Genomic DNA, 15,923 nt, shown 5'->3' with positions numbered 1-15,923 from the left:
ACGGAGCGTGCGCGGGAGGTGCGCGATGCAACTGAAGCCAATCACGCGAGAGGGCGTTCCGGCAGCGCTGCAGAAGGCGGAACGCTATCGTCTGCTGAACGATTCCTCGGCCGCCGAGAGCATTTGCCTCGACATTCTCGAGGTCGACGCCGAAAACCAGGGCGCGCTCATCACGCTGCTCCTCTCGATCACCGATCAATTCGGCGAGGAGCAATCGGATGGCGTGCACCGGGCCCGCGAGGTGTTGCCGCGGCTCAAGGACGATTATAAGCGGGCCTACTACGCGGGAATCATCTGTGAGCGGCGCGCGAAGGCGCAGCTGCATCGTTCCGCGTTAGGCGCTGCCGATGTGGCCGCGGAGTGGTTCCACGAGGCGATGAGCTGGTACGAGCGCGCCGAGGCCTTGCGGCCCGCCGGGAACGATGAGGCGATCCTTCGCTGGAATACCTGCGTGCGTCTCCTTGGCCGGCATGAGCCGACTGGGCGGTCCGGTCCACGCGAGTACGAGCCGGCGCTGGAAGAGTAGCGAGACGCGCGCGGCTCGACATTTTGCACGCCTAACGAGTTAACGATGCCTCGCGCGTCGTTGCCGGTGCCGCCCCCGTCGGCGCAACGAGCACCGTGAGCTGGCTCGTGCAATGCGGACACCTCGTCGCGCGCGCGTCGATTGTCTGACGGCAGAATGGGCATTCGCGCGTCGCCGGCTTCGCTTCGGCCTTGGGCGGCCTGATGAGGGCAATCGTCAGGCGCCAGCAGACGAAGCCCACGATCACGAATTTCAGCAAGACGCTGAGGAAATGACCGTACGTGAACTGCACTGGTCCGCTCTGCGGAAATCGAAGATCGATCCAGGCTTTCGTCGGCGACACGGCATTGACAACCGGCATGATGAAGTCATTCACCAAACCCTGCACGACATCGTTCGTCGCCGCGCCTATGACCACGGCAATCGCCAGGGCAAGCATGTTTTGCTTGATGAGAAATGCCTTGAACTCGTTCCACATGGTTCGCTCCGCCGGCACGGCGATCGGTGACTCGAGGGAAACTCCCGGCAATCTCCGTAGCGGCTTGATACTAGCACGCGGCCGTCGGTCGCGCTCGTATACGCTTGCGTATCTGCAGATCCGAAGCGACGTTGCCGTTTGCATCGTCACTGAAAGGGTTCGATGACGGCACCCAACGTCGGACACGTAGGGCCGGAGTGATGGGAACCGGGCCGTTCCGGATCTCCTTAGCGAGACAACTGTCGCTGCTCACGGGCGCCGTCATCACGGCGTCTCTCCTCATCGTGCTCGCTGTCGCCTATGAGGCGCTCACGCGGTCTGCGCTCTCCGGTGCATCGCAGACACTGATTCGATCAACGCGCCAGCTGGCAAGTCTCGGCGAGACGGGAATCCGGCAAACGCGGACTCGATTTGCGACGGCGGCTCGAGATCCTGCTATTCGACGCGCCTTGGCTGCCGCGAACGCCGATTTCGCGCCGCTGACGCGCTCTTCGTCACTTGACGTGGAAGCGGCGCGGAAGGCGCTCTCCGAGCTTTCTTCTCCGACGGATTCGGGGTTACCGATCGAACTGTGGAGCGCGAACGGACGCCGGATTGCATACCTCGGAAACGACGAGCCGGAAGTTTTGGAGTCTTCGACCAATGGACGTAACCTTGGTCCGCCACGTGTGCCGCGAGGCGGCATCAACGACGTGAAGCCCACGGACTCGCTCCAGTTTGGCCGTCTCTACGCCTCGGGCGGCCGCGTGTATTTCTGGCTGGTGCAGCCAGTGCTCGATGAGGCGAATCCGATCGGCTATGTCGCGCAGCAGCGGCGGATTGCGGCCAACCCACAGGCGGATCGCAGCATTCGCGCGCTGGCTGGCGACGGAATCAGCACGTTCTACCGCAACGCCGATGGCAGCGTCTGGACGACCGTGACCGGCATGCCGTCGTCACCGTCCCGTCGTGAGCCCAACGATTCGGCGCGCGCGACGCGTGGGTCCGCGGAGCAACTCCTCATCGCAGAGACACCCATCGCCGGCACGCCGCTCCTGGTGACGATGGAATCGCGCATTCGCGACGTACTCGCTCCGGCGCGCGCGACGCTGCGTCAACTGCTCTTCGTCGGCCTCGTTCTCCTGATCGCCGGCATGGCAGCAGCGCTCCTCATTGGCCAGCGCGTGGCCAAACCGATCGTCGCCATCGCCGACGGCGCGGAGGCAATCGCGCGAGGTCAGTTCGACACGCGAGTGCCGAGTTCGGGCCATGCGGAGATTGCACGACTCGCTGACAGCTTCAATCACATGGTGAACGAGGTGGCGGTGGCTCAGCGCGCCCTTGAGCAGAAATCAAAGGATGCTCACGCAGCGAACCGGGCCAAGTCGGACTTTCTCGCGACGATGAGTCACGAATTGCGAACGCCGCTCAATGCGATTGCCGGATACACCGAGCTCCTCGAGATGGGACTGCGTGGTCCGCTCACGGACGCACAGCGGCGCGACCTCGGTCGAATTCGCGCGAGCGGACAACATCTGCTGGGACTCATCAGCGGCGTGCTCGATCTCAGTCGGATCGAACGGGGGCAGGTGACTTACGTGCTCGCCCCGGTGCGCATCGATCCCTTTCTCGCCGATCTCGACGCGCTCGTGTCACCGCAAGCTGCGGCGAAGTCGCTGACGCTGGAATACGTCCCATCGGAACCCGATCTCACCGTCATCGCGGATCGCGAAAAGCTTCGTCAGGTCGTGCTGAACCTCCTGTCGAATGCGATTCGATTCACGCCAGCCGGAGGCAAGATTACGCTGTCGGCCACGGCTGCACGCGACTCGCGAGTCGCCGTGTGTGTTCAAGACACCGGACCAGGAATACCGGACTCCCGGCGGGAGCAAGTGTTCGAGCCGTTCGTACAGCTCGACCGATCACTAACGCAGCCGCAGGAGGGTTTGGGGCTCGGTCTCGCAATCAGTCGCGATCTCGCACGTGGGATGAAAGGTGATCTGGTGCTCGAGACCACCCCGACTCGAGGCGCGACGTTCGCCCTGACCCTTCCGCGCGGCCCGGTCGACGAGAGAATCAGCCTCATGCAAAGCGGGGAGTCACCGGCTCTCGCTTCGGCCCGACGAGTCGCGCCGAGCGCTGCGCACGATGTTTAGCATCTGTTGCGCCGATGCAACACCGTGTGGTGCGATATTGATGCTCGGACGACTCATTGCCCCGTGCGCCAACAACATCAGTTCCCGTGTCCTCATCGATTGAAGTGCGTTAGGTCATTGTAACAACGTGAATTGGCCTGCGAGTGCACGTGGACACGCGGGACTCGCAAGACGGGCATGCGTTGCGCAATCAGATCCGCCATCTCCCCATTGGAGTTGGTGTGCCCGACGCTCAGGAATCGAATCACGCGCTCGCGCTCCGCGCCGGAGCGCTGCTCGCTGATCGCTTTCGCGTCGTTCGTTCCTCTCGAGGAACGAGCCCCTTCGCGTTCAGCTATCAGGCCGAAGATCTCCTGAATGGCGACGCCGTCGTCATCAAGGAATTCTTTCCACGGAGTCTCGTCTCGCGCGGCGCGGATGGCGTTTCCGTCCGCCCGCATTCGCCGGATTGCGAGCGTGACTTCCTGCGGGCCTTGCACCGCTTTGCTCTGGAGGGCGCGGTCCTCGCCGAGATCGCGCACCCGCACGTTGTGCGCGTGCGTACGGTGGTCGACGCGAACCAGACGGTCTATCAGGTCATGGACCGTCACGAAACCCAGTCACTTGCCGACTTCCTGCAGTCATCGCAGGGCAGGGTGCCGCCTGCCGACGCCAAACGAATTATCCAACAGCTGCTTTCAGCGCTCGAGTTGCTGCACGCCGAAAGCATCATCCATCGCGATCTTTCGCCGCGAACGGTGCACGTGACCGACGCCGGAGCGGCAATCCTGCTCGAATTCAGTGCTCGCAGGCATCTTCCTGTGCACACGGCGGATCTTGCATCAGGATTCGCCGCATTCGAGCAGTACGGAACGAAGGACATCGGGCCGTGGACTGACGTCTATGCCACCTCGGCCTTGCTTTACTTTCTGCTCACGGGAACGACTCCGCCGTCGGCGCTCGAGCGAGCGGCAGGCGAAGCCGTCGCGTCGCCGTTGACGACGGTGTCGGGTCTCGCCCCTGGACTCGCCGGACTGGTCATGCGTGGTATGGCGCTGCTTCCGCAACAGCGGCCGCATGCGGTGTCCGAATTCCGTCGCCAGCTCGAGAGCGCGCTCGTCGAGGGACGATCTGCTCCCGCTCGTGCGCAGCACACAACCTCGTCACCGGAGATCGCGTCTCGGTTCGATGAAGGACACCCAGACGTTGACGCTGGCGCTGGGTTGCGCCTCGCGGCCGGAGGAATCGTCGTTCCCGGCGAGGAGCGTGGCTCCGCGAGGCTCTTCCGTAAGTTGAAGAGTGCGGCAGCACGATTCGGTGGCAACTCGCTGCCACCCGATCTGCCTCTCGAAACGGATCCGTTCGAGGCGTTTGCTCGCTCGGCGGCAGCATCCGTGGCCATGCCAGCTCCGCCGCGACCAACGATTGTCGAAGAGCGGCCGCTGGCGCCGACGCCAACGAGCACGCCGATTGTCACCGCATTCGGAGCGGCGCTTCCCGTGCCGGCAGCGGCGACGCGGCGTTTCGATCTCGTCGCTGAGACTCTGACTCCCGAAGATGAGTTCACTGACATGGCGGCGCCGAGTCGCCGACGTCGGTATAGCCTCGCCGCTGGTGCTCTGCTCGTAGTTGGGATTGGCAGCTCACTGATTCTGCTCGCGCGGAGCGGACGAGCAAGCGGCGTTCGTGCGCCCTCGGGCACGCCCGCTGGCGCTAGCACACCATCCGCCAGCGCGTCGGCGCCGGCCCACCAAGTCGTCGAAGGCGGAGCAGTGTTGCAGAGCGTCTCGCATTCATCGTCGGCCGCAGATCCAGCTGTCGATTCGCCAGCGTCAGTCGCAAAGCGGTCGAATGCACCGGAGCGGACCGCCGCGCCTGCCGCGTCGCGATCGCCAGACCCAACGCCGGTGATAGTGCCTGCGGGTCGAATGCCAAGCGTGAAGATCGCAGTGCCAGGGAGCGCCCAGGAGCTCAAGATCGTTCCGCCGGAGGTGCTCGTCGATGCCAGGACTCGCCTAACGAATGGACAGGATCAGGCAGATCAAGGCGACTACGTGATCGCGCGCCGAACGTTCCGCACGGCGATCGCGCAGGTGGACAGCATCGTCAACCGGTATCCGGATTCACAAGCGATAAAGAATTTGCGGCGTGACATCGAGCAAGCGGACGGGCGCGCGCTGCAGGCATGTACGGCGGAGAATGAGATGCACAAACGTCGCGGCGAGGAAGCGAGGGCATGCCAATGACGGCATACCTGGCGTCACCACTACGTGTGGCGCGGCGTTGCGCGATGTTTGGCGCGATGGCCCTCCTTCTCGCCGCCACGCCGCTTCGCGCTCAGGGCTCCAGCAAGGCATTGTCGCTTGCCGAAGTGATGGATCTCCGCCAGCACGGCGTTTCGTCGCGACAGATTCTGCGCAGCGCGCAGACGTATTGCATCGCGTTTTTCGTGGACGATAGCGTCCGTCGCCAGCTCAGCATTTCGGGCAGCGACACGCTGCTACTCGGTGGTCTGAGTAGTGTTTGTACGACGGCCAAGCCGCCGGAGAAGCCGCCGCTCCCGCCGATCATCGACGACGAGTTCGCGCAGTCGAACACGTCGCAGGGTTTCACCTGGTCGAACCCAAGGTGCCGCGCGCGATTCGAGGACCAGGGGGTCCGGATGGAGAACACGTCGACGGACGCAATGTGCCTGGTGCGTTATCCTTCGCTCGATCTGCCGGCGGACGTTCAGCTCGACCTCGAGGTGTCGCAACTGGGGTCGACAAAGCACGGCGCGGTGATCCTCGGATTCGGCCGGCAGGACCGCTCGGGCAAATACTACTCGCTCAGCGTGTCCGCCGATCGCAGCGTGGAGCTATGCTGGAATAGCGACCGTCAGTGCAATTCCCTTGTGAAGCTATCCGAAGTGGCGGCGGTCCAGACCGACACGGGTGCAATCAACCATGTCTCAGTCGAAGTCCGTGGCCAGGACATCGCTCTCCTGGTCAACGGCAAGCGCATCGGACAGTACACGGCGGATGCGCTCGTTGGCGGACGGTTGATGGTCGGCGTTGGTCCACAGAGCAGCGTCGTGCTCGTTCGCCTTCGCGCCACGCCGCTGCGCTGAGCGCTACGGGCGTCGCCCTTCAGCTCGAGTGACGCAACAACACGATCAGCAGGATTCGCAGGTCCTGGGGCGTTCGTCGCGCCGGTCGGCCATCCCCGAGTGCGGCGATCGCACCTAGCCATTCGGCATCCCGACGAGCAGCGCTCTCGAGCGCGACGAGCTTCCGTTCGGCGCCAGCGCCTAACGATATACTCAGCGCTTGCTGCGCGCGCGACGCCAGCGGCGTGAGAGCGGGCCGCTCATGACGCGGCGCCTCGGCCAGAACGGACCGGATTCGGGCGGCGACATGAGCGCGGAGGCGCGCACCGGCGGGACTGCACACGGCGAGCTGGCCTCGGGCGGACCAATCCTTCCACCAACTGTGGATGGCCTCCGTCGCGAGCACAATTTCGGCCGCATGGGTCGCGCGCGCGGAGCCCAGGCACAGAGTGAGGGCGCGGCCGACGACGGCCGGGTCGAGTGACGGCCCGCCGCCGTCGACGGCAGCGACAAGCAGCCGTTCGGTGCCTGCCGCGAGCAGCGCGAGGAATCCGTCGTTATCTGCGGTCACGCCGGCGTGGATCGGAGAGATCGTCGGCGAACCCGCCGCCAGCGCCGGCTCGCGCCACGACTGGAGCAGCGCGTGTGTCTCGCTCGCCAGCTCGGGTGGAGCGGTCTCGTCGAACCGGAGCGCGCCGGGCATGACCGCTGAGTCCAGCCCGACGGTGCGGCCCGCGAGGCCGAGCTTCTTCTCGAGTCTCTCAATGACCCGAAGCATGCGCTCGGAGTCGATTGGTGGAGCAAGCGCGTAAACAAAGACGGCGTCATGTAACGAGCCAAGGCGTCGAACTCGACCGACCCGTTGCTCGAGACGAGCCGGGTTCCATGGGAGATCGAGGTGTACGACGACCGAGGCACGTTGGAGGTCGAGGCCCTCGCTCACTACGTCCGTGGTCACCAGAAGATCGATTCGCTCCGCGGCACCGACGTCCGAGCCACCGGCGCGTGGCGCGAATTGCGTCAGTACGTCGCGACGCAGGATGCGGCCCCCGGCGACCCGCCCTCCACGCGCCGTGAGCGCGGCAACGCCGGGCAGTCGTGGCATGAGTAAACGCGAAAGGGCGCTCACGGTCTCCGCGTACTGGGTGAAGGCGATGATGCGTGTCCCGCGATGTGCCGTGCAAATATCGATCAACGCCGACGCGCGCTCGGGATCCGGATCTGGAATGTCTCGCAGCCGAATGAGGAGGTCGCGCAAGGCATCCGCGTGATGGCGCACAGCCTCCAGCATCGTCGATAAATCCGACTGGTCGGCGCCTAACGCCGTCACCATTTCTGGAAAGGCCAGCTGCACTGCTTGCTCCGCGTACGACCATGCCGCCAATTGATGTCGGCTGGGCCACCGCCCCGCTTCGAGAGACGTCATCAGTGCAACCGCTCGCGCAACACGCCGTCGCAGCGCAGCGACCAGTGCCGCGCGGCTCGATGACCACTGCCGCACGAGTGAGTATCGCACCAGCGCACCGGCTGTCCCTTCGTCGGCGCCCGGTACCGGCGGAGGCAATGCGAGAAGATCATCGAGCAGCTCATCGGCGATTGGCAACGCGATCCATCGCGGTCCGTGAACGGAGGGAAGGCGGAGCGCTCGGTCCTCGGCGCGTCGACGTACGATGAACCGCGACAGCTCGGCGTCCGTTGCCGTCACCGCGGCGTCGCCGAGAAAGACGGCGAGCTGCGCGACGAGATCGTCGCGACGATTCTGGAGCGGTGTCGCGCTCATCAACAGCACGCGGGACCGAGCGCAGAGGGCGGCGATGGCGTCGTAGCATTTCGTTCGCGGATTCCGAAGATGATGCGCCTCGTCGACGATCATGAGATCGGCGGTCTCGAGCGGCGAGTGTGCGCCGCGACTCAGAGCCTCGAGCGAGACAAAGGACGCGGTGACCCGCGTCCGTGCGATCGCCTGGCGCCACGACTCGCGAAGTGCGGCGGGCGCGATGATGAGTACTCGCTCAAATCCGTGCGCCAGTGCGAGCGCGACGAAGGTCTTGCCCAGCCCGGTCGAATCGGCGAGAAGCGCCCCGCTCGCGGTGCGCAGCAACGCGCGGATCCGCACCACAGCCTCGCGTTGATGCGCGTGGAGCGTGACGTCGCCGATTGTCGCTGGCGACGTTTCCGACTCCAGCAGTTCGCGCGCGAGCAGCGTTCTTGCCACGGCGAGTGCCTTTTCGCCGGCGACGTGATCGGCAACAGAGGCGTTCACCCGCTGAACCAGGTGAGGAGGGGCGCTATCTCATCGTGTCGCAGGCGATAGGTCGCGAGCGTTTCGTGGAGCAGCTCTTCCCGAAGTGAGTACGGATCCTCGCCCGCCATCGCTCGCTCGGCGATGGGTGCGAGGGCGACGCGAGCGCGATCCCAATCTGCTGGAAGCGGAAAGAGAGACATCGTCCAGCCGAGGAACCGGCGATATCCACCGCGCGCGGGCTCGGCGAGTGCGGCGAGCCAGGATTCCGCGATTGGCGAGTTGAGAATTGCCGCGAGCGCCAGCGCGTCGGCGTCATCGCGGCAGAGCGCGACGTAACAACTGTTGAGGGGAACGAAGCGATTGTGCGCGTAGAGGACGGTGGCGCGCGGGCTGCGACCGAGGTCGGCCCAGACCACGCGCGGTCGATCCGACCTCGCTGCTTCCACCCGAAAGAGCGACCACCAACAGCCATTGCGCGCATCGGCTCGGCCGGCGAGTTGGCGGCGCCACGGCGTGAGCCAGCGCGCGGCGTGCGGCGGCAACCGATCGAGGACGCGACCGGCCTCGTTGTGCGTCCACATGAGATGCTCGTCGAGTGATTTGACTTGCCAGCGCTCGATGTCCTCGCCACGAAGCACCGGACGGAGCAGGGCATGTTCGACGAAACCACGACGACCGTTCGCCGCGACGACCGACGCGACGTCGTCGGGGACACCCTCGACCCTAACGACGAAGGCGAGATTGAATCCCGACTTGACACCGAGATGTGGTCGCCCGATGGTGCTCTCGGCGAGCGCGACACCGCACGCGCGAAGCCGATCGAATGCAATCCGGACCTCGGGCGGAAGGATGAGCCATGGGCTACCGGGCGAATCATCGAACGACAGCGTGCGCCGCGGCAGTCGCCAGCGGAGCGCGCCACAGCCACGGTGGTGCGTCGCGGCGAGAATCTCGCCGGTTGTGTCATCTGCTCCGCTCCATCGCTCGGCAACGAGCACCGATGGATAGACTGCTGCGTCGAAGGTGGACGGAGCCTCACTGAGATCCTCCAGCTCGACGACGCGCGTTTCCTCGACGAGCAGCCGGCGCACGCCGCCACCGGCTAGGGATCGCCAGAGCTTCATCGGAACCAGCAGTGCGAGCACGGCTCCGGGCCGGAGCAATCGAATGGATCGCTCGATGAAGAGTGCTGCGAGATCGACCTGACTTGCAAAGCCGCGACCCACGCACGCACGCGCTGCGCCGCTTTCCCAGCCTCCGGCGCGGAACACGCGATATTGTGCTCGCAACAACTCGCGCTCGCGTGGAGGCACGCGCTGCAATCGGACCCATGGCGGATTCCCGAGTACGACGTCGAAGCCCCCGCGCGCGGCGACGTCAGCGAAATGGACCAGGAACGAAAACGGAAGCGCACCACCGGTCATGAGACGTCGCGATTCGGCGCGGAGCGCCGCGGCGCGAGCGCGTAATGTGGTTGCCTGCGCGCGCACATCGGCGTCGGGAACAGTTCGCTCCCCGAATAGGTTGCGGCCGCGAATGGCCACGATGAGGTCTCGACGTACGGCGGCGATCGACACGAGCTCGTGCTCGATGCCGGCAAGAGCAACGCGGCGCTCCTCACGGTCGAGCAGCCTAACGAGTGACGCCTTTCGCTGGCCAACCGCGCGCGCATACCGCTCGCGCAGCGCGCGGAGTCGCGCGCCAGTGAACGCCGAAGGTGACGCGTCGCTGTCGGCGCCGGCGACGAGCGAATCGCCGACACGGATGTTGCGATCCAGATTCGGCAGCGGCCGCACCTCGAGTGGATCGTCCACTTGCGAGTCGATCACAACCGACAACCACAGGCGCAGCTCGCAGAGCCATACGGCGGTCGGATTCTTGTCGACGCCGAAAATCGAGCGCATGAGCACGTCGCGACGGATATCGGAGATCGCGCGCTCGTCGCCGGCGGCTCGCCGCAAATCGGCGAGACGCTCGAGCGCGTACACCAGAAATGCTCCGGATCCGCACGCCGGGTCGAGAATCGTGAGGTCCCGCAGCCGCCGGCTCACCGATCGGCGTGTGACCTCGCACCACTCGGCAATGCTCGCGGCATGACACGTCTCGGGTGAGACGGCGAGCGCTCGGGCGAGTGCCGCGTCCGCAACGCGAGCGACGAGCGCGTGCGGTGTGTAGAACGAGCCGCTTCCTTTCCGATCCCTGCTCGACATGAGCGACTCGAATGCCTTGCCAAGCATCTCCGGATCAACGGCCAGCTCGACCAGCTCAGTACTCTCCTCCCGCGCCGTAAATCGATAGCGATCAAAGAGGTCGCTGAACAGTCGTCCCATCTCGTCGTCGGGAAAGTACGTTTCGCGAAGCCGGCGCTCGCTCGGCGAGCGCGCGAAGAGTCCGCCATTGAGAAACGGAATGCGGCCGAGCCGTCGCGCCGCCGGGGCGCGGCGCGCATAACGAGTATTCAGCGTCCCGAAGAAGAGCGGGAGCAGAACGCGGCGATGGAAGTGGCCGCCACGCTCCATGCAGCTGTCGAATGCGCGCACCAGAAACCCACGATCCGAATCCAGCCAGCCCTTCGCCTCGAGAAAACAGAGAAAGAGCAGTCGCGAACTGTAGAGGATGGCCAGCTCGCGACGGTCGTCTGCCGAGCCGCGAGCCAATGATGCGCCGAGCGCGGCGACGCGAACTTCCAGCGTTCGATAGAAGCGGCGTGTGAGTGCGTCGCGGCCAAGCACCTCGACCCAACGTGCGTGCGTCAGGACGTCAGCGTCGGGCCGCGGGTCGATCGCGGCACACAGGGACGCCAGCGTTTCGGCATCGCTATCGACGACGCGAGCGCGATCTACGACGAGCGCCGTAACGCGCGGCGCCCGGCGCCTGGCGCTCCACGCCGCGATCGCGACCTCTGACGTCGCCGGCTGCGTCGCGACGACGAGCCACAGCACATGAGGTGTGCGGGTCGCAAGTCGCGCCGCAAGATGCGTCAACGAATCGCGAAGGGACACGCGTTCATCGAGCTCCGCGAGGAGGGCGCGGAGCGCGCCGGGTCCGTCCACCATCGAGGCCGCGCGGGCCGCCTCGATGCCGAGATCTCGCAGCAGTGACTCGTTAAGCGCTGTCGGAGCGCCCGCACAGCCAGCCGCGGACGCAATCGGGATGAGTGTATCGACAGTGGAGGCCCCCGCGAGGAGTTGCGCGGCGGCGCGAAGGGTGCGCACGGCGGCACGATGCCGTCGCGCGCGGCGTGAGCCGTTACCGCGCCGTTGCCGGTCGCGCCAAAGTCACGCGGCGGTCACCGCGCCACGTACTCGCGTCCCTTCCATCCGACGCGGCGTCCCCGCGCGATCGCGCGAACCACAATGAAAAGCACGATCGTTGCGCCGAGGGGAGCGAGGAGCGCGTACCAGAGACGCTGATGGAAGCCACGATAGATGAGCGCCCACCAGAGCAAATTGGCGGCGGTGCAGATTGCGGCCCACACACTCCACGCGAAAGGGATCATTCCGGCAAGTGCGAAGGCGAAGACAACTACCGGAACGAGCGCCACCAACGGAGCGATTGGGAGTACGAACGGGAAAAGCAGTCGTCCCGCAGCGCCGCCGGGCATCGCATCGATCCCGCCGGCGAAAACATTCTTGCCCCATCCGGCGATGAGCTCCGGAAGCGAGCCATACATGTGCGTCGACAGCTGATCGTCGCCGCGCACGAGCCGAACGCGCCGGCCGTGCCGATGGAAACGCTGCGCCAGGGCGAGGTCTTCGGCGACCTTGTCGCGCACGGCTTCGTGTCCGCCCACCGCATCGTACGCATCGCGTCGGACGAGAAGGAATTGACCATTGGCAATGACATCTTCCGCGTGCCTCGCGTTGCTCACGCTCTCCGTGCCGCCATAACGAGTAATCAGAATCCAGAAAACCTGGGGTTGCAGAAGCCGCTCCCAGAACGTGTGCATCTCCTGGCGGCCCACGACGGAGAGCAGTTCGTCCTGATCGTGAAGAAGCAGATTGACCGCCCGCGGCAGCAAATCCGGCGCGTGGGCCGTATCGGCGTCCGTAAAGAGGAGCATCCTGCCCGATGCGGCGCTGGCTCCTGTCGCACACGCCCACTGCTTGCCAAACCAACCGTTAGGCAGGTCTGGGCTACTGAGGAGCCGGAAGCGACCGTCGCCGCTGGCTGCGCGAATGGCGATGTCGGCCGTGTCGTCGGTCGAATGATCGTTGACGACGATGAGCTCCATTGGCCCATAGCGCGTCGATAGAATGGAGCGCACACAGCGCTCGATGTTCCGCGCCTCGTTCCGCGCCGGGACGATCACCGAGACGAGTGCCGCGCTCGATGGCGGGACGTCGTCGACATCGGAGAGGGATCGCGATCGCGCGACACGCAGCATCGCGAGCGGCGGCACAACGACCCACGGCGCCGCCGCGACGAGCGCCACGACGAGCGACGTCACGCGTGCGGGCGCTCGGCGATCACGGCGGCGGCCATTTGCCCAGTGACGTTCGCGGTCGTCCGGAACGCGTCGGGAATCGTGTCGACCCCGAGCAGCACGCCAATGCCGTCCGCGGGAAGTCCGACGCTCGACAGGATTGGCACCATCGCGATAATGGAACCGCCTGGAATGCCGGGAATGCTGAAGCTCGTCAGTACCGCGGTGAGTGCCGCGGTGGCGACTTGCGCACTCGTTAGGTCCCGTCCATACAGATGGGCGACGAAAACGGTGCCGACCGTAAGCCCGATCGGAGCGCCGATGCGGAAGAGCGCCGACGCGAGCGGGAAGAGGAAGCCGCTCGATTCGGCCGTCATTCCAAGCCGACGCTCGGCGCCCTCGATGAGCGCGGGCAGCGCGGCGAGCGAGGTGCGCGAGGCAAAGGCAACGGCCTGGGCGGGAAACACCGCGCGCGCGAAACCCTGAACGGTCACGCGTCCAAGGATCACGGCCGCGGGATATACGACCAGGAGCACCAGGAGGCTCGTGCCCGCGACGATGAGCAGTACGTACGAGGCTAGTGCACCAACTGCAGCAAGGCCGAGACGCGCGACGAGTGGAAGCGTGAGCGCAAAAACGCCTAACGGCGCCAGGGCAAGGATCCAGCGCACGAGCCGCAGCATGGCATCGGCGACGCCCCTGAAGAATCGAACAACCGGATCACGGTGCTCCGCCGCAACCGTGAGCAGCGCGAGGCCGAATGCGACGGCGAAGACAACCAGCGGCAACATGGCGCCGTCCGCCGCGGCACGTACGGGGTTGGCGGGCACGAGATCGACGAGCCATTGCAGCGCGTCTGGTACGTGGCGCGAGGTGTCGATGGGTGCCGCCAGCGGGGCGGCGTGAGCCCGAAGTGCCGTGATCGAGTTTGAATCGATCGCAAGGCGTGCAAACACCGGGGGCGCGATGAGGGCGCCGACCAATCCGGACAAGCAAAGAAATGCGAGAGCGACGAGGAGAGCGCGGCCACCGACCCGCGCGACACGCGTTGCATCAGCACCAGCGATCCCCACGACCACGAGCGAGACGACGAGTGGGATCACCGTCATTCGGATCGCGTTGACGAACAACGTGCCGAATGGCTCGATGTAGCCGACGATGCGCTCGATCGTCGCGGCATTGGCGCGACTCAAGAGAAGGCCGGACGCGAGTCCGGCAATGAGCGCGATAAGAACGCGCGTGCTGAGCGAAGGACGCGGCACGCGCCAAAGCTACGTGGGTCGCACCGCTGAGCAAGCCGAAAAACGTGAAGAGGGCATCCCAGACAGGATGCCCTCTTCGCTGCTGCACGGTGACGTGAATCAGCGATTGGAACTACCGCTCGATCCGCTCGATCCGCTCGATCCGCTCGATCCACTCGAACCACTCGAACCACTCGAACCACTCGAACCACTCGAGCCACTCGAGCCGCCCGAGCGTCCGCTCTGGCCGGACGAACTCCCGCTGGAGCCGCTCATTCCGCCCGACGAGCCACTCGAACCACCCGTGCCGCCCGACTTGGACGAGCCGCTCGATCCATAGTTCGACGAGCCACCGCCGAAGGAGCCCGAGCTGCCTGACGAGCCGCTTCCACTGCGATTACTCGACTGCTCGTCGTCGAGATCCGGATCGGTCATGTCGCCGTCCGATTGGCGTCCACGCGTCGCCGAGCTGCCAATGCCCTCATCACCCTGATTGCCACGATCGGTGCGGCTCTGCGAGCTGCTGCCCGACTGCTGCCAGGAGTTCCCGGAGCTCGAGTCCGAGCTTCCCGAGCTTGCGCTCTTGCCGGACGAGCCACCGCCGGACAGCGAGTCGCTGCCCGAGCTGCCTGACGAGCCACTCGAACCTTTGTTGAGATTGTCCTTTTGGTCGGCCATCGTGTGCATCCTCCGAGTGTGTGAACGACCGGCGCTGGTACAGCGACATCGAGCGCGCCGGACTGGGGCTGTGCTTGCGCAGGACCGATGCCATCTGAGTTCGTCGATCGCGAGTTGACCATGTTGTGGATACGGCCTACGTTGCGTCGCGTGACGCGAGCACGACCATTGACATCGATCGCGCCGACGTCGTGCCGGCGCACCGGCCTCGACTGATGCGCCGACCACCTGCACCTTGCGCTGGTGCGCGTGTCGCGCTCGTCGCGCCCGCGGGTCCATTGCGTGGCGAAGCAGATCTCGAGCGCGCACAGAATAATGCGCGCGCATTCGGCTGGGTTCCGGTTGTCGGCGCGCACGTGCTGGCGCGTGATGGTTATCTCGCCGGTGCGGACGCGGATCGGCTCGCGGATCTCAACACGGCGCTCACCGACGACGCGATCGACGCCGTGTGGTGTGTGCGCGGCGGCTACGGCGCGATGCGCATTCTCGATCACGTCGATTATGCGGCGATGCGCCGTCGTCCGAAGCCGATCGTTGGCTACTCCGATGTCACCGCGCTCCACTCGGCGATGTCGACGCGGTGCGAGGTCGTCACATTCCACGGACCAACCGCGCGTGCGTCGCTCACGACATTCTCGCGCGCCTCGCTCGAGCAGGCGCTGTCCGGCAACGATTCGTGCGGCGTCGCGACGAATGCGACGACGTTGCACGAGGGACGTACGCGCGGTCGTCTGGTCGGAGGCAACCTCGCGCTTCTCTGCGCACTGTCGGGAACCTCGTACGCTCCCGATTATCGCGATGCGATCCTCGTCGTCGAAGACGTGAACGAGGCGGTGTATCGCATCGATAGAATGCTGACGCAACTGCGACTTGGCGGACATCTCGCTGGATGTCGTGGCCTGGTATTCGGCCAGTTCACCGATATTCCGACCGATTCGCCAGAAGAGAATCTCGGTGCGCGTACCCTCGACAATGTGCTCGGTGAGATCGCGACGCAGTTGAAGGTGCCGTGCATCTCGGGCGCTCCCGTCGGACACGTCGCGGATCAGTGGACCATTCCGCTTGGTGCGGAGGCAGAGCTCGACGCGAACGAGCGGACGCTGCGTATCTTGCAGTGAGTTCTTCAC

General features: G+C 65.4%; 11 protein-coding genes. 5 read left to right on the top strand and 6 right to left on the bottom strand.

Annotated features, from left to right (window positions below; all coding sequences use genetic code 11):
• Positions 1 to 25 precede the first annotated feature (25 nt).
• Positions 26 to 526 (top strand): hypothetical protein, encoded by a 501-nt coding sequence (locus VGH98_13490; protein HEY2376985.1) that lies wholly within the window; start codon positions 26 to 28, stop codon positions 524 to 526.
• Between the two features lie 31 nt (positions 527 to 557).
• Here the strand turns inward: VGH98_13490 and VGH98_13485 are convergent, their stop codons facing one another.
• A complete protein-coding gene (locus VGH98_13485; GenBank protein ID HEY2376984.1) occupies positions 558 to 1,004 on the bottom strand; it encodes an MscL family protein in 447 nt (148 codons plus the stop codon).
• A 200-nt stretch (positions 1,005 to 1,204) separates the two neighbouring features.
• Here VGH98_13485 and VGH98_13480 point away from each other — a divergent pair, with 200 nt between their 5' ends.
• The 3 genes from VGH98_13480 (at position 1,205) to VGH98_13470 (ending at position 6,227) form a co-directional block, all read left to right on the top strand.
• Positions 1,205 to 3,139, top strand: a complete 1,935-nt coding sequence (locus tag VGH98_13480; GenBank protein HEY2376983.1) for a HAMP domain-containing sensor histidine kinase — start codon at positions 1,205 to 1,207, stop codon at positions 3,137 to 3,139.
• A 221-nt stretch (positions 3,140 to 3,360) separates the two neighbouring features.
• Positions 3,361 to 5,364, top strand: coding sequence for a protein kinase (locus VGH98_13475; protein ID HEY2376982.1), 2,004 nt, complete (start codon positions 3,361 to 3,363; stop codon positions 5,362 to 5,364).
• The gene (locus VGH98_13470; GenBank protein HEY2376981.1) at positions 5,361 to 6,227 is read left to right on the top strand and encodes a hypothetical protein; all 867 of its coding nucleotides are present in this window, start codon (positions 5,361 to 5,363) and stop codon (positions 6,225 to 6,227) included. The genes VGH98_13475 and VGH98_13470 overlap by 4 nt, the downstream gene beginning before the upstream one ends.
• 19 nt (positions 6,228 to 6,246) lie before the next feature.
• Here VGH98_13470 and VGH98_13465 read toward each other — a convergent pair whose 3' ends face one another.
• From VGH98_13465 to VGH98_13445, 5 genes are all read right to left on the bottom strand, one after another.
• Positions 6,247 to 8,469 (bottom strand): DEAD/DEAH box helicase, encoded by a 2,223-nt coding sequence (locus VGH98_13465; GenBank protein HEY2376980.1) that lies wholly within the window; start codon positions 8,467 to 8,469, stop codon positions 6,247 to 6,249.
• Complete coding sequence (locus VGH98_13460; GenBank protein ID HEY2376979.1) at positions 8,466 to 11,666, bottom strand: N-6 DNA methylase; 3,201 nt, start codon at positions 11,664 to 11,666, stop codon at positions 8,466 to 8,468. Before VGH98_13460 ends, VGH98_13465 begins: the two co-directional genes overlap by 4 nt.
• A 74-nt stretch (positions 11,667 to 11,740) precedes the next feature.
• Positions 11,741 to 12,901, bottom strand: coding sequence for a glycosyltransferase family 2 protein (locus tag VGH98_13455; protein HEY2376978.1), 1,161 nt, complete (start codon positions 12,899 to 12,901; stop codon positions 11,741 to 11,743).
• Positions 12,898 to 14,139, bottom strand: a complete 1,242-nt coding sequence (locus VGH98_13450; GenBank protein ID HEY2376977.1) for a dicarboxylate/amino acid:cation symporter — start codon at positions 14,137 to 14,139, stop codon at positions 12,898 to 12,900. Before VGH98_13450 ends, VGH98_13455 begins: the two co-directional genes overlap by 4 nt.
• A gap of 99 nt (positions 14,140 to 14,238) precedes the next feature.
• Entirely contained in the window at positions 14,239 to 14,796 is a 558-nt protein-coding gene (locus tag VGH98_13445) for a hypothetical protein (protein HEY2376976.1), read from the bottom strand.
• A 125-nt stretch (positions 14,797 to 14,921) separates the two neighbouring features.
• Here VGH98_13445 and VGH98_13440 point away from each other — a divergent pair, with 125 nt between their 5' ends.
• The gene (locus tag VGH98_13440) at positions 14,922 to 15,914 is read left to right on the top strand and encodes an LD-carboxypeptidase (GenBank protein HEY2376975.1); all 993 of its coding nucleotides are present in this window, start codon (positions 14,922 to 14,924) and stop codon (positions 15,912 to 15,914) included.
• The last annotated feature ends 9 nt before the right edge of the window (positions 15,915 to 15,923 follow it).

This window comes from Gemmatimonadaceae bacterium, from assembly GCA_036496605.1.
Classification (GTDB): Bacteria; Gemmatimonadota; Gemmatimonadetes; order Gemmatimonadales; family Gemmatimonadaceae; genus AG2.
The sequence above is the reverse complement of the archived record's forward strand: the minus strand, read 5'-3'. Positions and strand labels throughout refer to the sequence as shown.